The organism is Candidatus Jidaibacter acanthamoeba (assembly GCF_000815465.1).
Classification (GTDB): Bacteria; Pseudomonadota; Alphaproteobacteria; order Rickettsiales; family Midichloriaceae; genus Jidaibacter; species Jidaibacter acanthamoebae.
This window is the reverse complement of sequence record NZ_JSWE01000096.1, coordinates 169916-188008: the sequence shown is the minus strand read 5'-3', so window position 1 is coordinate 188008 and position 18093 is coordinate 169916. Positions and strand designations below refer to the sequence as shown.

Genomic DNA, 18093 nt, shown 5'->3' with positions numbered 1-18093 from the left:
TATAGTTAAATATAGACATTCTTTTAGTTTATTTAAATAGATTTAATGGTATAATTGTGCGCAATTGTTGGTTGCTTTGAACTGTTTATTATCTCATTGTGCCGACAAACTACCAACTTATTATATATTATTATGAGCATACCACAAATATTAGCCGAAAAAATTTCCGATACGATTGCCTTTGAAATTCTAATCGGCATGGGTACCAATTTCCTTAATAGCCTACAATATAACACTTGCGGAAATATTACCGATTCCAATTGGTTTATTAAAGGATTGTGCAGTGATGTTACCGAATCGAAAGAGTTTTTAGCTAAGGATGCATTAGCTTCTCATGTACCAAGCGCCGTATTAAGCTATACCGGACGTTATATTGCGAAGGAATTTTTAAAGATGCCGCTTACAGGAGGAATAATTTTTGGAGCAATTAAAAATATTGGTACTAAAAGTTTTTTACATACCGGTTCCTATTACGGTTTTACTTATGAATATGCCGCAAAATATAACACAGATACCGGAGTGACCGATAGAATATTATCGGCCGATACTCAAGTATATGCAATTGAAATACCTGCCGGTATAATTTCCGAAATAAGCCGCGTAATTATAAATGATGTTAATTGGAATACGATCTCAGCAGCCAAAGAAAATTTTTTAGAGCAGAATTATAAAGAAGCAGGCGAGCTTATATGTGAAGAGCTGTATAGATTGTTACCTAATTTCGGCACAGCATTAATTAAGGGTACAATAGAAGGAGCCGCATCCGCTTTTATGGTGAATCTTTTCAGTTCAACGGTTATACCTGCCTTGTATGCAGTAGCTGCTACTCCCGGGGTTAATTTGGTTGCTGCGCCTTTAACCCTAGCTCTGGTTGTAACTGCTACCCACCAAATTTATGAAAATTTCAGTGATTTACGGCAAGATAAGACCTCAATAATTCATCATGCAGAAAACATAATAACGACTATAGGAGATAAAATGACCGCACCGAGTGAATATAACTATATTCCAAGCTTTCAACACTTACAGGAATGGATAGTAGAACCGGCAATATACAGCCCTTATAAATTATTAAGCCAGCTTTGGGATAGGCCGGTGCAGGCTTTAGAAAGCGCTCAACAGATGGCTTCCCGTTTTTTACCGTATGTCGGGAAATTTTTAAGGCTAAATAAACAAGATATCAAAAATGAAACAAGTTTTAACTTTACCTTAAGTGATATTAATGAATATCACCTCTATACTCATTTAGGTGCAAGAGCGTTAAAAGAAGGAGTAAAGATAGTTAAGAATAATGTTTTACACGGCTATGCTCAAAAAGCTTCCTTGTTTAGTAGTGAAGAGAAATGGTTTGGTGAGTTTTCCGGGGCAACGGTTGATGGTGACGGGAAATTAATACTTATTTCCGATCGCGGGGCTTATATAAAAGCTCAACCTATATTAGAAGGTGAAATAATCACAGGATTTAAGGATTCCGTAATTGGTAACTTCAAAGATGAAAACGGTAAATTTTTACCTCACAATCTTAGAGATATTGAAGAAGTTACCTTTTATAAGGGTGATTGTATTGTTTCACATGAAGGTTTGAATATTGAAAATTTTAGTGTTTATAAAGGCTGTGATTTTGAGAATGGCGCTAAAAAGCAAAGTTTTGCCTATCCTGATAATATTAAAACCTTACCTAAAAATGAGGGCATAGAAGCTTTCGGTATTTCACAACAAGGTATTGCACTTGCTGTTAGTGAATACGGCAGAAATAAACAAGATGAAAACAACAGCATGCATGAAGCCTATTTATGGTCAGTAAATAGTGATTATAATACTTTAAATAATCTTAAAGAGTTTAATTATCAAAGCTCTCCTGGATATGGAGTTTCAGGGATGACATTCTTGAGCAATGGGGGCTTACTTGTTCTCGAAAGAATGTTTGAGAGAAATTTTGCTAAAACAGCGGAAAAATACTGGATTAAACTGAAATATGTAAGCGCTTCTAAATTAGGCGGCGTAGAAAGCGGTGAAACTGTATCAGGAGTTGAGTTATTGGAAATCAATCCTGCTTCAGCTGAAGAAGATAAAGCAAGATATTCTTGGGCGGATAATTTTGAGGCAGTCACCGTGCTTGAAGACCTGATCCCTGATAAAACTATAGTTTTAATGGCAACTGATTCTAACAGAGCCGCATTTCAAAAAGACTTCCTATTACAAGTAAACATTGATAATAATGTACTTAACCAAGATACTTTTTAAGCACTGATCTTAAAATAAGAATGTATTTTTTTATTAAATACATTCTTATCTATTAAAAAACCGGAATTCCTCTCGGAGCAATTTCAATTTTATTTACAAGCTTATAAAATTATTTCAATTTAATAATTGAAATTCTTAAAGGTTAGTATTAATCTATTATTTTAAATAAATTACGAGTAAATATTTATGCTAACTAACCTTAAAAACTTTTTTACTCATAAGTTTAATAAAAATGAACTCATTTTCAAACCTTCAAAACCTCTAACTCTCGGAGCTGAACTTGAGATTCAACTGATTGACCCTTCAAATTATAACTTATGCCCAAGAGTAGATGATATTTTAAAAGAGTTTAGCAATTTTCATAAAATTAAGCCTGAAATATTTAAAAGTTTTTTAGAAATAAATAGTGATATTTGTGAAACAGTAACCGAGTTGGAACAGGATTTGTTATCAACCGTAAATATCTTATCTTCCGTTACTAATAAACTGGGGATCCTATTATCCTCAACCGGCGCACATCCTTTTGCCCGTTATGAGGATTCGGAGCTTTATTCCGCGGAAAGATATAAGGATTTAATTGATAGAAACCAATGGTTAACCAGAAGATGGGCGATATACGGCTTACACGTTCACTTAGGTATGCAAAGCGGTGATGAATGTATGCAATTTAACAATTTTTTCATGCACTTTATTCCCCATATGCTGGCTTTATCAGGCAGCTCTCCGTTTTGGCAGGGAATGGATACAGGGCTTGCATCATGCAGACCGACAATATTTGAATCAATGCCGACCTCAGGACTCCCGAACCAAGGTATGAATTGGAGAAAATTTGTTCACCTTTGTAAAACATTCCAAAAATGCGGTGCTATAAAATCATTTAAAGATTTATGGTGGGATTTAAGACCCAGCCCTAACTACGGAACATTAGAGATCAGAATCTGTGACGGCACCGCCACCCTAAAAGAAGCAACCGCTATAGTTGCATTCATTCATGCACTTGCACATTGGTTTAAAGATAATGGCACTTGGGTTGATAGCTTCCCTGCACCGCCGATGTGGTTACTGAGAGAAAATAAATGGCGCGTAATCAGACACGGTATGGAAGCAATTTACGTGACAAATACCGAAGGTGATACTAAACCGCTTAAAGATGATATTTTGGAATGGGTTAATAAAATTGAGCCGTATATTACAAAATTAAAATATGAAAAATATTTTGAAGATATTAAAAGTATATGCAAAAATGGAACAAGCTCCCAAAGGCAGAAACAAGTATTTGAAACTACAAATTCATTAATTGATGTAGTAAAATTGAATATTGAAGAATTTAATGCAAACCAGCCGAAGTGGTAAAAATTTAATTAAGGTAATTTAGATGAAGTTATTTTATTCAAAAGGTTCTTGTTCTCTTGTGGTAAGAATTTTAATTAATGAAATCGGAATAGATTGCGAATATGAAGCGGTTAACCTTGCTACAAAGATTACTGAAAGCGGTTGCGACTTTTTATCTGTTAATGCCAAGGGATCTGTGCCTGCATTATTGCTTGATAATGGTGAATTATTAACCGAAAATGTAGTCATTCAACAATACCTGGCTGATACCTATCAAGCTTATAATTTACTTCCCTCTGCTGATAATTTTCTCAGGTATAGGGCTTTAGAATGGCTAAATTTTATCACCTCGGATCTTCATAAAAGCTTTGCGCCTTTATTTAATTCCCAAATCCCGGAAGATTTAAAGGATAAAATTTTCAAACCTCTATTGATAAAAAAATTAGACTTTATTAATAAGCACTTAGAGAAAAATGCATATTTACTCGGTGAAGAATATATGCTTCCCGACGGTTATTTATTTGTAATATTAACTTGGCTTGCACGCGTTGGTCTGGATATTTCCAACTGGCCTTTACTTGCGGATTACAAAAAAAAGGTTTTAGCCAGAGAGCCGGTTCAGCGCTCTTTAAAAGAAGAAAACCTAATAACATAAATTATGCTCATTTTAAATAATATTTCAAATAAATTTTATTTTATCATTAATTTCTTAATTAACTAAATATTAATAAATTTAATATACCTTTATATATATGTATTAAATATGTGGGGGTATATCCATGAAAAGAAGTGATGGTGATAAGGGAAATAAAATTATACAAATTCCTGAAGAAAGAAGCGATGGTCGTATACGTAACCTTGTTAAAGCAATTTTGCCCCGCGGTATGAGAAAAAGTATTTTCGGTCTTGATAAAATCGAGGTAGACAGTTTAATTGAAGACTTCAGAAATGCGAAAGAGCCTGAGGAAAAGGTAATAGCAGTAAGAAATATTGTTAACAACCAGAACTTAATACCTAAAGAGTATAGTCACTTTGTCAAGTTAGCTAATCACATGAATGAAACAAATAAATATATGGCTAAAGACATGATCGTAAAGCCTAAATCCGCAAAATGGGGAGATTCGTTAGGCGGTCCAGCAAAAGATGCCCAAGAATTAGAAGATTTTATGCAAAATTTAAAAGCAGGTAAAACTAAAAGTTTAATTTCAGGTGATGGAAGACATCTGATGATGACAAGTGATATGATGAAAATTTTAATTAACTCAATTTATGAAGATTTTTCCAGAGAGGATTATAAAAGAGATGTATCGGCAATAGAGGATATTATTACAGCTAATAAAAACGGAGCAAATACCTCTGAACAGCTTAGCGCACTAGAAGATTTAATTATAAACAAATACCCACTTGTTATGCATTTGATAGCTTTCAAAAAACACGGTAAATCTGTTGACCATTCTAACTTATTAAACTATGGGTCTTACTTTCATGAAAAGGATCCTCAATTTGTTAACCGCTGGGAAGAACATCAAGAATTACAAGCAAATTTTAAAGAAGTATTTAAAAGTTTTGTTGAAAGCGGTATGAAAAACCCTGATAAATTTGAAAAAAATATGAAACTAGCCTCAAACCAAGTTGCAGAAATTTTTAAACAAGACCTTGAAATGATGCCTTTAGATAAACTTTCAAAATCTAAATCAAAAGAAGAAATAATAGATAAAATTGAAAATTTTCAAAAAGAATATAATTCGGAAAAGCTTTACTTAAAAGAGACTTTGAAGAAAGCCGGCACTGTTTCTATAGATCAAGCACAAAAATACGAGGTTGGTAAAGAAGTTCCCCTTGATGAACTACCGAAACAGAAAGTAAGAAATCAAGTCCCTTTAGATGAGCAACAACCAAGTGAGAAAAACACTAAATCGCAAAACTCGAAGAATGATAAGCAGAAACCGCTTGATGAAACTCAAGAACATGAAAAAAATAAATTGGTGAAGAAAGTAAGCGATGAAAGACGCTCTCAAAAAGTTAAAATAGGTAGCCAAAGATAAGTGCAGGGAGGTAAGCCACGCGTTACCTCCATATCCTTTATAAAGTTTGAATAAATTTTAACATCTCTACCGCTGCATTGGCATATTTGGCACCTTTATTAAGATTTAAGCCGTTCCCCTAAACATGCCAATGCTGACTCATAAGCAGGCATTTTAAAAACCATTAAACTCAAGCTTAACAAATATTTAACAGCAATTTATTTGAAAAATTCATATTTATTATATATAATTTACCTAAATCAACTTATTAATATATAAAATGAAATATAATATTATTAACCTTACAAATACTAGCCATTTGGCCCTTGCAGCTTTAGCCTTACTTGAAGCTAACAACCTCGGGATAATCTCGTCAGAGTTATTTAGCTCTCTCTCAACAACTCAATTGTATCCTGCACTGGCAGTTGGTACAATGATTCTCGGAGGTTTAAACTACTACCGATCTATCGATAACCTTGGAAAATGCTTGGTTAGTTTTGGCGACAAATATTTGGCAAATATTAGTAATTACTGTTTACCGCTTGCTGAGACAATGATGCAAGAATATGAAAATAACAATGATCGCAAATTGACAATAAATAATATAGAAAAGCTTGTTCCTTTAGCAGGTTTCTTTGCACTTACTACTTCCATATTAGGAATCGGTTATCTCCCGTTACTATGCTTTACATCAATGCTACATTTTAATTTTAATGAGCATAATAAATTTATTGATACATTACTTAAAAATAATATCCCTGAAGAGCATCTCAAGACATTTAACCAAGATAGCTTTGCTTCTCGAGTATTGAATAAATTATCTTCTACACTTATGCTTCAATAAAGTATCAGTAGTAATAAGAAATCAAAAAACCGGAAAAGGCGTAGAGAAAATAAGTAATGATAACTCAACCTCTTTCTACGCCGCTTCAATTTCCTTGATAAATTTCAACATCTCAACAGCCGCATCGGCACATTCCACCCCCTTATTCAAGCTTAAATCATCCCCTGCTCTCGCTAAAGCCAACTCATAGGTAGGCACGGTTAAAACTCCGAAAATAACGGGGATTTCCTGCTCTAAAGCTACTTTTTGACATCCGTAGTTTACCTGTTCGCAAACATATTGGTAATGATCGGTATCACCCTTAATTACCGCCCCGATACAAACAATCGCATCAACATCTTTTTTCTTAGCGAGTAGTTTACTTGCAAGCGGAAGCTCAACTGCACCCGGTACATAAAATAAATTAATGTTATCTTCATGCACTCCATGCTGTTTTAGCTTTTCTATACAAGCAGAAGATAAGCTATCGGTTATTTCGGGATTAAATCTGCTTTGTACTATCGCAATTTTATAATTATTCATTTTTATCCTTATTTTAAAATATGTCCTAGAACCTTTTCTTTAGTCTCTAAATATGCTTTATTATGCTCATTTATAAAAACCGGTACCGGTTGCCTTTCAACATCAGCTACTCCGTTTCTAATTAATCCTTCAACTTTTTTAGGGTTGTTGCTTAGAAGCTTAACCGAAGTGATACCGAAATGCTTAATGATTTGAGCGGCAATTAAATATTCCCTGGAATCTACGGGAAAGCCGAGCTCTTCATTCGCTTCCACAGTAGTAAAATTATATTTCTCCTGAAGTAAGTAAGCTTTTATCTTCGAAGTTAGCCCTATACCCCTACCCTCTTGGTCAAGATATAGTAAAACACCTCCATTTTTGCCTATTTCCTTAAGCCCGTATTCAAGCTGTTTTTGGCAGTCACATCTTAGAGAATGGAAGATATCACCTGTTGTGCATGAAGAATGTATTCTGACCAAAGCCTCGCTTTGATTTTCTTTTAAGTTAGTTAAGGCTATATGTTCCTTATCATCGATCTCAGTTTTAAAGATACTAATTTTAAAATTTCCGAATTCGGTCGGAAGTGTAGCTGATGCTTCTTTGCTAACTATAGTTTCATGATATATTCTATATTGATAAATATCCTCAATAGAAATTATCTCCATATTATGCTCAGCAGCAAACTCATTAATCTGTGTTCCTCTCATCATTGTGCCATCTTCATTCATAAGTTCGCAAATAATTGCCGTTTCATTTAAATTTGCTGCCCTCATCAAGTCGATAGCACCTTCTGTATGCCCCCTTCTTTTAATTACCCCAAGCGGTGTATATTCAAGTGGAAATACGTGCCCGGGTTGACTTATATCTCTCGCTGAGCTTTCAGGATTACATAAAGCTTTTATTGTAGTTGTGCGATCCTGAGCCGATACACCCGTTGAAACCCCGTGTCTTGCTTCTACCGAGGTAGTAAATTTAGTTTTGTTTCGGCTGGTGTTTTCGGATTCATTTACCATAAGCTTTATCCCTAGCTCATCAAGCCTTTCCTTATGCATAGGAATACATATTATGCCGCTGGTATATTTTAACATAAAAGCAATTGCTTCAGGTGTCACAAACTGAGCGGCAAGTATTAAGTCACCTTCGTTTTCCCTGTCGTGGTCATCAACTAAAACAACCATTTTGCCGGATTTTAAGCTATCTAGAGCTTTACTAATAGTTTTAAATCGGTTCATACTTAACCAGCCTTACTTAATAAATTATTTTGCATAAAGTTCCACATATATTTTGCCATATCGTCAACTTCCAAATTTACTTTTGTGCCGGCTTTATAAACTCGGGCAACAGTATTTTTTACCGTATGCGGAATTAACCCTACGGTAAAATATTTATTTCCTACACTAATAATAGTTATACTCATCCCGTCAATAGCTATTGAACCTTTCTTTATTAAGTAAGGCTGAATATTTTCTGAAATACTCACCTTAATAATTTTAGCATTACCTTCATCATAAATTTCTTCAATTACTCCGATTTCGTCAATATGTCCCTTAACTAAGTGCCCTTCTATTCTTGCGTTTAACTTTAAACACCTTTCGTAATTTACAGCATTCCCTGTCGCAAGATAACCTAAGGCGGTAACATTTAAAGTTTCCGGCATAATATCAGCAAAGAACTTGTCATTTGTTAGTTCAGTAACCGTAAGGCAAACTCCATTTATAGCAATACTACCCCCGATTTTTAAATCATCTAAAGTTACTAAACGCTCGAATTCCATAACACATGAGTTATTGTTTAAAGTTTTACTTAAAAGTTTTAGCGTTCCTTCGACTATGCCGTTAAACATACTATTCCTCATACATTTGATTTTATAAATATATCATTACCCATAGCTTGAAAATCAAACGGCTTAAGGGCAAGCTTTTTAGGTAAATCCGCAACTATGTAAGGCGTTATATAAGCTTCAACTCTATTTACACAATTAGCCTTAAAAAATGATACATGCACTTTGCTCCCTCCTTCTACGAGTAAACCGGTGATTTCTCTCTTACCTAGCTCGATAAGCAAAGCTTTTATATCAACTTGCTCATTTTCATCACCCTCAGTAACTAACACCTCAATATTTTTAGAAGAAAATTTTTCTATTTGCTCAACACTCACCTTATTTGTAGTAACGATTAAGGTTTTAGCCTTATCCTGATCCTGTAAAACTTTTGCCGATAGCGGGAAACTTAAGTCGTTTGATAATATAATCCTTAACGGATTATTATTACTATATTCATCACTTCTACAGGTAAGCAGCGGATCATCCTCCCTTATAGTATTAGCTCCTACCAATATTGCATCGACTTTTGCCCTGCTCAAGTGTAAATGTTCCAATGATTCTTTTGAGCTTAGCTTTTTATCATCATGAGCGCTTGTTACCATCTTACCATCTAATGACATTGCCCACTTTAATACAACAAACGGTAGCCTTGTTTTTTGGTAATGAAAAAATATTTCATTTAATTTTAAAGCTTCATTTTCCAGTACACCGGTAATTACTTCAATACCGGCCTCTCTTAGCATCTCTATCCCCCGCCCGGAAACCTTTGGATTCGGGTCAAGAGACGGAATAATAACCCGTTTTATCTTTGCTTTTATTATAGCATCCGTACAAGGTGGTGTTCTATTATAATGGCAACAAGGCTCTAACGTGACATACATATCGGCATCTTTCGTTAGCTCGGGAGTAGATTTTCTAATCGCAATTATTTCAGCATGCGCTTCCCCCGCTCTTTCATGCCATCCTTCACTTATTATATTACCCTGTCTTACAATTATACACCCGACCATAGGATTGGGTGAAACTGTATATTCCCCTCTCCTCGCAAGCTCGAGAGCTTTTTTCATATAATATAAATGAGTATTATCTTCCACTTAAAAACCCTTAAAACTTTTGTCGTCACCAAAAGAATTAGGCAGATAATAGCTTGCAAGGTTAGCGCCTTATACAAGATGATATATATCCAACTACTGCCTTCTCCCATCCGGACTATACCGTCGGCTTCGGATTCACACCGAATCTGCTTGTCCTTAAATAAATTAAATTTACTTAAGCGCTCGTGGGCTTTCCATTGAATTACAATGAATTTACCACCGGTAGGGAATCGCGCCCTGCCCTGAAGACTTACTTAAGTTTAGTCAATAATTGAGTTTGTGTGCTATGTCAATTATGTTGTTACAATACAATAAAAATATTATTCTTATAAGCCATTGAGCTTTGAAATTAACTTGAATATTATTGGAACACCAATAAATTTGAAAACTAAATTGTGCATACAACTAAAATATTTGATTTACTAAAAGGTAATTGGTATTTCACCCGAGTAATAGTGGGCACGCCTTGGTCAGGCAGAGTAATAGGAGAAGCGAGCTTTACTGCCGGCAATACGGGCAAGAATCTTTCTCTTCTTTATAGAGAGGATGGAGAGCTTATAACTGATAACTTAACCTTGCAGGTATATAAAGAATATATATACCTATATAAAGATTCTGTATTAGAGATATATTTTTATCATAATGGGAAACAAGGTGATTTATTTCATATAATAAAATTTGAGCGTATTAGAAAGACTATAGAAAAATGGCAAGCTATGGCTTCTCATATTTGCGGATCTGATAACTATGATACAAAGTATATTTTCCATAACAACAAAGAAACCTTTGAGATTAAACATACGGTTAAAGGAGTAAAAAAGGATTATATATCGAATACTGTTTTTAAGAGAAGTGTTTAATATATCTTTATTATTTGGTGTTTATATAGTCCTCAATGGTATATATCTTACCCGGAAGCTGTGTGCTAGCCCAATATGCAATTTTAAAGGCGTTTTCAGCATAAGCTTTACGGTTATACATAGTATGGGATAATTCAATCTTTTCATTTGCAGATGCAAAAATCACCGAATGCTCTCCGACTACACTTCCACCCCTAAGAGCTGCAAAACCTATACTCCCCTCCTGCCTAACGCCATTAGATCCCGATCTATTCAAAACTTTAGAATCTTCAAAATTAATACCTCTACCCTTAGCGGCGGATTTGCCGAGCATAAGAGCCGTGCCGGACGGCGCATCAATTTTATACTTATGATGCATCTCAAGCACTTCGATATCGAATGACTCACCAAGAAGCGCAGCAGCTTTTTCAGCAAGCATTGATAGTGTATATATTGCAATACTCATATTAGGCGACCAAAACAACACCGTTTGCTTAGCTATCTCAGTTAGTCGGTCGAATTCATCGTGATTAAATCCTGTGGTGCCGCAGATATGAACAGTCTTATATTTATTAGCCAATTCGGCAACTTTCAAGGAATAACTAGCCCCGGTAAAATCGATTATTACATCAGCATTTTTGATAATATTTTCTATATTATCCGAATATGCGACCCCGATAGATTTGTTTTCTATAGGGTTTATAATTTCTTTATCCAGTAAATAGCTTGAGTTCCTTACACTCGCCCCTATCAGTTGGCACTTATTATGCTCCATTTCTTCAAAAGCGACTTTAACCAACTCCTGCCCCATTCTGCCTGAAGCACCGATAATACCAACTTTCATTAACTTTAATAACCAAGTTTAACAAATACGTCTTCTAATGTATCAGCTATTTCATAAGTATCTCTTGCATGAGTGCGAGCAAATTTCTTATTGATAATTTCCTCACAACAATCAATTAAGTTCTGCCAAAAATTATTATAATTACATATAATAATTGGCTTATCATGCTGCTTAAGAATTTTTAAAGTAACAACTTCAAATATTTCATCAAGTGTTCCGAATCCGCCGGGAAGAATTAAAAATGCATCTGATTTTTCGATCATAAGCTCTTTACGCTCAAACATGCTTTTTACAAAGATAGTATTATCTAAATTTGTATTCAAAGGCTCAAGGTCATCAAGAAGTTTCGGATAAATTCCAACTACCTTACCTCCCGTATCGGTAACCGCCTTTGAAACAGCGCCCATCATACCGGTTCTACCGCCGCCGTAAACTAAATCAATACCTTTGGAGGACATCATCTTTCCGCACTCTGCGGCAAGATCAATATACTCTTTATCTACGCTGTCCCGCGCCCCACAAAATACACAAACACTTTTAATTTTCATATATTCAACTAATTTATATTAAAATTTCTTTGTAATAAGTTTACCATTCTGATATATAGTAAACACGATATAACAATATATACTAAGAAGTCGATGATTGAAAGCATAAAAGATTTTATCCCTGGTATTCATAAAGAAGGCTATGTTTTTATCCTTATATTTATTATAATTACACTAGTTTTGTTCCTGATTTCACAAAAATTAGGTTGGATTGGGGTTCTTCTAACTATTTGGTGCGTATTTTTCTTTAGGGACCCTGAAAGAGTTACTCCGATTGAGAAGGATTTTGTAATAAGCCCTGCTGACGGCCTTGTACAAAGAATTACTACCGCAAAATTGCCTCCTGAGCTTGAAGGCGGAGATGAGGAATATACCAGAGTAAGTATATTCTTAAATGTATTTGACGTGCATGTGAATAGGATTCCGATCGAAGGTGAGGTTAAGATACTACATTACCATCCGGGCAAATTTTTTAATGCTTCCCTTGATAAAGCAAGTGAGCATAATGAAAGACAGTCTATTTTAATTGAAACCCCGGAAAACAAACTTGTCGGTGTTGTTCAAATTGCAGGGCTCATTGCAAGAAGAATTGTTTGTAATCTAAAAGATCACGAACAGGTTAAAACAGGTGAAAGGTTCGGTATTATCAGATTCGGTAGCAGAGTTGACGTTTATTTACCGAAAGGCATCGAGCCGCAAGTAATTGAAGGCCAACGAGTAGTCGGAGGAGAAAGTATCATAGCTAACCTTAAAGGTGTTCAAAACAAGAGAATCGGCGAAGTAAGGTAACTATTAAAGTGAGTAGAAAAAGACACAAGCCCAGCTTACAAGTTCCGATACAAAAATTATTCCCTAATATGATTACAATTTTAGGGTTATGTTTAGGTATTAGTGCAGTAAGATATTCTATTGACTCAAAATGGCAAATTGCAGCTGGGCTTATTATTGTTGCAGCGTTTATGGATGGTTTGGACGGTAAAATTGCCAGGCTATTGAACAGCACAAGTCCTTTCGGCGCTCAACTTGATTCCCTTGCGGATATTGTGAGCTTCGGAGTAGCTCCTTCTATCGTAATTTATACTTGGTCATTGCATGAAATTCCTTATAAAGGTGTCGGTTGGGCAGTAGTATTGTTTTATATTACCTGCTCAGCGCTGAGACTTGCAAGATTTAACGTACAAACTACCGATAAATTGGGGGCAATCACTGCACAATATTACTTTACAGGTATACCCATGCCTGCAGCTGCTGCATTAGCATTAACCCCTATGATTTCGAGCTTTGAATTATTAGATATAAAATTTTCTCCATGGATTATTGCCGCTTATATGTTCGTAATTGGTATTCTTATGGTAAGCAGTGTACCGACTTTTTCATTTAAAAAGATAAATATTAATAGAAAATATGTTACCCTAATGTTGGTTAGTGTCGGATTATTAATCGCAAGCATGGTACTTGAGCCGTGGATAACTTTACCGATAGTCGGATTAACCTATCTTCTACTAATACCTTTAAGTACCTTCCACTACTACAAATATTTTAAAAAGAATTATCTGAATAACCACAAGTAAATAAGTAATCCGGTCGGTAATTTTCTGCCCCCTTAGTTAAAAGTAGTTTTAACCGGCAAATAATTATGCTAGATTTTAGTTATACTGAAGGGAATTATATAAGTAATATGGGGTTTTGGGCAAAGGCTTTCTTTATCGCTATATTAAGTGTGATATGTTTAAAGGCAAATGCCTCTTATAATTCATATGATGCACAGCAATGCAGTGTTGCTATTAAATATTATGAAAATAAATATGATATCCCGGAAAGTTTACTTCATTCAATCGCTATTATTGAATCCGGAAGATGGGATAAAAGTGCCAAAAAATTTTACCCTTGGCCTTGGGCAGTCGGGATAGAAGGCAAACCTTATTTTTTTGAAAACAAATATAAAGCTGTGAAATTTGTTAAAGAGCAGATGCATAAAGGAGTACGCAACATTGATGTCGGGTGCAATCAAATTAATCTACACCACCACGGAAAAAATTTCTCTAATATTGAGCAAGCATTTAACCCTGTAATAAACACCAACTATGCTGCTAATTTTTTGAAAAATCATTATACTAACACCAAGAACTGGGGGTTGGCAGTAGCACGATATCATTCTCATACTCCTCACTTGGGTGAAAAATATGCAAGCAAAGTGATTACAAGATGGAAATTATTCCTTCGTGAAGCTTTACCTGTTAAAACAGCCGGATATAAAAAAGAATATGACGAAGATAATAAAAAACCTTTATTAGTGTCCAAAGTAAGATCCTCATCTCCTTCTGTAACTAATAAGCCAACTATAAATAGGCAAAAGAAACTGGAAAGATCAAAAGAAGGCATTATAGTTTTCTCAAGAAATAAGCTCCCAATAAATAAAGATCAAATAGGTAACCCTGCAATAGTGGAAATTTCAGAAAGAATCCTTTCACAATATTAAATTTATCTGAGATAATATACAATATTACTTATTATAAAAGTATAGAAAATTTATTCTACTTGTGTGCCTTATAACAGTTAAAGATGTTTCACTATTTGTGCACGAAGAGCGCAGTAAAACAGAAATATTCGCAAACTTCTACGGGAAGCAATCCTTCTGCCAATAAAATAATATACAACCCCATTTGGCAACTATGATCTCCAAGCCAAGCACAAGTGGAAAAGAAAGTGCACCGATGCATTTTTTCATGCATTTGAGCATTCTCTTCAAGTGCTAAGCAGACGCTGCAAACTAATACTTACTCAGCCACTCATCTAAGAAAAGGGTAAAGTTTTGCTTTTCTTCCGCTTTACTTTGTAGAAATGCTATTAAATCTTCAATGCAGGTATCATAGGAATTACCGCTTAATTTCCCGATATGATGCATATGCCTTAAATAAATCAAATAAGTATTAATTACATCAAGTTCACAATAGTCTCTAATTTCTCGGATTTTATTCTGATTAAACAATTCACTTACTTGTGAACCGTCAACATCTATTTTCCCCGGCAACCCTAAGAGCGCACAGACTTCAGACATTTTTATCTTAGCTGAGACACCGTAATCCGAGAGAGCATCTAAAAGATCACAGTGCCAGTCATGACTATATCTGCTATTATAACTATTCCATTTATCACCGCTCTGATGCAACCACTTAGCCTGCACCCCATAACGCATAGCTCGATATTTCAGCACCGGTAAGTCAAAACTTCTGCCGTTAAAGCTGACCAATCTTGCTTTTAAGGTTGATAAGTACTGAAACACGCCTTGTATAAGCTCCTTTTCAGTAGATTCCGCCTTTCCGCCTGATCTTATATCTTTTAATACATAATACTCCCCACCCTCTTGATCATGGTGTATCTCTGCTTCCAAAAAACTTATGGCTGCCACTTGATGAAATAGCTGCCTGATGAAACCGTTTTTTCCTTGCGTTATATCAAGATGATATTGAGTTAAAGCTTCCCCAAGCTCTGCTTCAGGGGTATCACTGCCAAGCAGATTCCTTGCTGAAATGAGATCAGGTACAGTTTCAATATCAAAAACAAAAAGAGTCTTTAACATTCTTCAATTTGATTAAATTTTCTTTGAAAGTAGTATTGCAGTTTTGGTCGCGGTTTGCACTATATTATATAAAGTTTTATAACCGAAAGTCTCTTGTGCCTTATTAGCTATTCCTCTATCTCTATGCTCAAGCTCTTCATCACGAAACTGCTTTATTTTTTCTTTAAGTTCTGAGTCTTCATTGGAATTTGAAAGTTCGTCAATTTGAGATTGGTAATGCTCTTCGATAACATCCTCTACCGCAACCGTGCATGCCATTGCAGACTTTTCTCCGCATAGAGCAGTGGCAGCACCCAGTGCATATCCTAATGCATGCCAAAGGGGCTGTAGTATTGTCGGCCTAATTCTTTTTTGTGCTAATTGAGTTTCAAAATATTTAAGATGGGTTAATTCCTGCTCATACATATCTTTTATTTCCTTATGTAAGGCTCCGCCCCGTGTAATATTCAGCTGGCCTTCATATATCCGCTTAGCACCATACTCCCCCGCATGATCTACACGCATAATTTCTGCAAGTCTATCTTTCTTATTATTAGGGAGCGGAAGGTGTCTTGGTTTCTTCATCTTTAAACCAATTAAATTTTATACTGATAATTAAAGTTATAAGCAAAATTAAAGTTGTGTAAATAAAATTCCATGCAGCTATGGAGATTCCTAAGAATTCGAATAATGATTGATCACATGTCACTATATCTTTATTTTTAAGCATTTTTTTATACTCTAAAAATGTGCTCGCTTTTTTAAATGTTGTAGTGCACTCGGATTCATAAGAAAACCATTTTTGCTCAATTCCCAGGTGGTAAAATGATAAAACTGAACTCGAAACAAGCAAAGTCAAAACTATAACCAGTTTTAATATATGAAATCTTCCTATAAAGAATAATGAACAGAGGAATATTAGCAGCCCGTAAATATAGCGCTGGTAATAGCATAATTTACAAGGCGGTACTTTTAAAATTATCTCAGCAACTTTAGCCGTACCAAGCGCAAAAGCTGAGATTAATATAAGAAATGCAAGTAAATTTCCGAATCTCATCTTGAAACCACAAAAGAATTATGTTTCACGATTATTTCATTTGTATTTAGATCTTTCAAGATAAACTTTATATCTTTTTGTTTAAAATTATAATTATCATTCGGGATTTTAATAAATACCCTATACTCTAATTCTGCATCCGGCTTGATTTTAAGATTATATTTATCAACATATTCACTTATATCCTGAACCATAAATTTTATATTCTCCATACCTTCAATGGTTAGCTCAGTATTCTTGATGCGTGAGGATTTATTAAATATTTTAATATCATAAGTATTTCTGATACTTCCGTCAGGAATAACAGTAAATAATGCCCCATGATCTTTTGATACGGATAGTATACAGGTTGACTTATTTGTAAGACTATAAAGCATGACTCCTGCAACTATAACAAATACTAAGGAAAAAATTATAGTTTTTGCTCTAAAAATATGTTTTAAAATAGTTTTACTTTTTTGTTGATCGTTGGAGATTACACTGCTTTTATAGCCGATAAGATCTAACGGCTTGCCTATCTTTTCCATAACACTATTGCATGCATCCACACACAAGCCGCAATTTATGCACTCCATCTGCAATCCATCTCTTATATCAATACCCATCGGGCACACGACAACGCATTTATTGCAGCTAATGCAATCGCCTCTCTCCTGCTCACCTTCCCCTGCCCGCGGTTCACCCCGCTCGTTATCATATGTTACAAGCACAGTCTCTTTATCAATCATTGCTGATTGAAACCTACCGTAGGGACACATATACATACATACTCTTTGTCTTACGAAACCTGCGAATAAATAAGTAGAGGCAGTAAGTGAAAATAACCATATTGTAGCATTACCGCTTACCTTTAATGTTATTAAATCCTGTAGCAGTTTTTTGACATCATAAAAATATCCTACCCATCCGAAGGCAAATAAGAACCCGATCCCTAACCAACTAATGTGAGTGGCGACTTTTCGGGTGAGCTTATCAATATCATATGAAGAGCTATCAAGCTTTATTCTCTTGTTTCTATCCCCTTGAAAGAAGGTTTCTATTTTTAAAAATATATCGGTAAAAACTGTATGCGGACAGGTATACCCGCACCAAATTCTTCCAAGTAAAGAGGTAACAAAAAATAATCCTAAAGCTGCAAGAATCAATGCGCCGGTAATATAGTATATTTCATCAGGCCATATTTCTATCCCGAATAGATAAGCACGGCGGTTAGGTAAATCTATAAGTAAAGCCTGATCCGGGCTCCTCTCACCCCTACCCCATCTAATCCATGATCCGCAAAAATAAAGCAAAAACAACCCTATCAGCGTTATATCTTTTATAGATCTGAATTTACCTTTAATTATTTGCGGATATATTTTTGCCAATCTTTTTCACTCCTCTAT

General features: G+C 35.0%; 19 protein-coding genes and 1 riboswitch. Of the genes, 9 read left to right on the top strand and 10 right to left on the bottom strand.

What is annotated here, in order from left to right:
• The first annotated feature begins 132 nt into the window (after window positions 1–132).
• The 5 genes from NF27_RS05075 (at window position 133) to NF27_RS05055 (ending at window position 6444) form a co-directional block, all read left to right on the top strand.
• Window positions 133–2244 (top strand): esterase-like activity of phytase family protein, encoded by a 2112-nt coding sequence (locus tag NF27_RS05075; RefSeq protein WP_039456506.1) that lies wholly within the window; start codon window positions 133–135, stop codon window positions 2242–2244.
• A gap of 186 nt (window positions 2245–2430) precedes the next feature.
• Entirely contained in the window at window positions 2431–3597 is a 1167-nt protein-coding gene (locus NF27_RS05070) for a carboxylate-amine ligase (RefSeq protein WP_039456504.1), read from the top strand.
• 22 nt (window positions 3598–3619) lie between these two features.
• Entirely contained in the window at window positions 3620–4231 is a 612-nt protein-coding gene (gstA, locus tag NF27_RS05065; RefSeq protein ID WP_039456501.1) for a glutathione transferase GstA, read from the top strand.
• A gap of 124 nt (window positions 4232–4355) precedes the next feature.
• Window positions 4356–5621: a hypothetical protein gene (locus NF27_RS05060; RefSeq protein ID WP_039456499.1), complete on the top strand. Its 1266-nt coding sequence runs from the start codon at window positions 4356–4358 to the stop codon at window positions 5619–5621.
• 259 nt (window positions 5622–5880) lie between these two features.
• Window positions 5881–6444: a hypothetical protein gene (locus NF27_RS05055; protein ID WP_039456497.1), complete on the top strand. Its 564-nt coding sequence runs from the start codon at window positions 5881–5883 to the stop codon at window positions 6442–6444.
• A gap of 75 nt (window positions 6445–6519) precedes the next feature.
• Here the strand turns inward: NF27_RS05055 and ribH are convergent, their stop codons facing one another.
• From ribH to ribD, 4 genes are read right to left on the bottom strand one after another with little or no spacing between them, the layout of a single operon-like run.
• Window positions 6520–6966 carry a 6,7-dimethyl-8-ribityllumazine synthase gene (gene ribH, locus NF27_RS05050; RefSeq protein ID WP_039456495.1) on the bottom strand — a complete coding sequence of 149 codons (447 nt, stop codon included), beginning with the start codon at window positions 6964–6966 and terminating at the stop codon, window positions 6520–6522.
• Window positions 6967–6974: 8 nt separating this feature from the next.
• Window positions 6975–8177, bottom strand: coding sequence for a bifunctional 3,4-dihydroxy-2-butanone-4-phosphate synthase/GTP cyclohydrolase II (locus NF27_RS05045; RefSeq protein WP_039456493.1), 1203 nt, complete (start codon window positions 8175–8177; stop codon window positions 6975–6977).
• 2 nt (window positions 8178–8179) lie between these two features.
• Window positions 8180–8788, bottom strand: coding sequence for a riboflavin synthase (gene ribE, locus NF27_RS05040; protein ID WP_039456609.1), 609 nt, complete (start codon window positions 8786–8788; stop codon window positions 8180–8182).
• Between the two features lie 8 nt (window positions 8789–8796).
• Window positions 8797–9861 (bottom strand): bifunctional diaminohydroxyphosphoribosylaminopyrimidine deaminase/5-amino-6-(5-phosphoribosylamino)uracil reductase RibD, encoded by a 1065-nt coding sequence (ribD, locus tag NF27_RS05035; RefSeq protein WP_053332598.1) that lies wholly within the window; start codon window positions 9859–9861, stop codon window positions 8797–8799.
• A 94-nt stretch (window positions 9862–9955) separates the two neighbouring features.
• A riboswitch (FMN riboswitch) is annotated at window positions 9956–10115 on the bottom strand.
• Window positions 10116–10256: 141 nt separating this feature from the next.
• Here ribD and NF27_RS11175 point away from each other — a divergent pair.
• Window positions 10257–10721, top strand: coding sequence for a DUF6314 family protein (locus NF27_RS11175; protein ID WP_053332597.1), 465 nt, complete (start codon window positions 10257–10259; stop codon window positions 10719–10721).
• 10 nt (window positions 10722–10731) lie between these two features.
• Here the strand turns inward: NF27_RS11175 and dapB are convergent, their stop codons facing one another.
• A complete protein-coding gene (dapB, locus tag NF27_RS05025; protein ID WP_039456491.1) occupies window positions 10732–11544 on the bottom strand; it encodes a 4-hydroxy-tetrahydrodipicolinate reductase in 813 nt (270 codons plus the stop codon).
• 5 nt (window positions 11545–11549) lie between these two features.
• Window positions 11550–12092 (bottom strand): LOG family protein, encoded by a 543-nt coding sequence (locus tag NF27_RS05020; RefSeq protein ID WP_039456489.1) that lies wholly within the window; start codon window positions 12090–12092, stop codon window positions 11550–11552.
• A 75-nt stretch (window positions 12093–12167) separates the two neighbouring features.
• Between NF27_RS05020 and NF27_RS05015 the strand changes: the two genes are divergently transcribed.
• From NF27_RS05015 to NF27_RS11170, 3 genes are all read left to right on the top strand, one after another.
• Window positions 12168–12881 (top strand): phosphatidylserine decarboxylase, encoded by a 714-nt coding sequence (locus NF27_RS05015; RefSeq protein ID WP_275574610.1) that lies wholly within the window; start codon window positions 12168–12170, stop codon window positions 12879–12881.
• 8 nt (window positions 12882–12889) lie between these two features.
• Window positions 12890–13663: a CDP-diacylglycerol--serine O-phosphatidyltransferase gene (pssA, locus tag NF27_RS05010; RefSeq protein WP_053332596.1), complete on the top strand. Its 774-nt coding sequence runs from the start codon at window positions 12890–12892 to the stop codon at window positions 13661–13663.
• 65 nt (window positions 13664–13728) lie between these two features.
• Complete coding sequence (locus tag NF27_RS11170; RefSeq protein ID WP_053332595.1) at window positions 13729–14571, top strand: transglycosylase SLT domain-containing protein; 843 nt, start codon at window positions 13729–13731, stop codon at window positions 14569–14571.
• 291 nt (window positions 14572–14862) lie between these two features.
• Here NF27_RS11170 and NF27_RS05000 read toward each other — a convergent pair whose 3' ends face one another.
• The 4 genes from NF27_RS05000 to ccoG are packed head-to-tail and all read right to left on the bottom strand — an operon-like array spanning window position 14863 to window position 18075.
• A complete protein-coding gene (locus NF27_RS05000) occupies window positions 14863–15672 on the bottom strand; it encodes a 3'-5' exonuclease (protein ID WP_039456484.1) in 810 nt (269 codons plus the stop codon).
• A gap of 12 nt (window positions 15673–15684) precedes the next feature.
• Entirely contained in the window at window positions 15685–16236 is a 552-nt protein-coding gene (locus NF27_RS04995; RefSeq protein ID WP_039456483.1) for a demethoxyubiquinone hydroxylase family protein, read from the bottom strand.
• Window positions 16205–16708, bottom strand: a complete 504-nt coding sequence (locus NF27_RS11165) for a disulfide bond formation protein B (RefSeq protein ID WP_053332594.1) — start codon at window positions 16706–16708, stop codon at window positions 16205–16207. Before NF27_RS11165 ends, NF27_RS04995 begins: the two co-directional genes overlap by 32 nt.
• Window positions 16705–18075: a cytochrome c oxidase accessory protein CcoG gene (gene ccoG, locus NF27_RS04985; protein WP_053332593.1), complete on the bottom strand. Its 1371-nt coding sequence runs from the start codon at window positions 18073–18075 to the stop codon at window positions 16705–16707. The genes NF27_RS11165 and ccoG overlap by 4 nt, the downstream gene beginning before the upstream one ends.
• Between the last annotated feature and the right edge of the window lie 18 nt (window positions 18076–18093).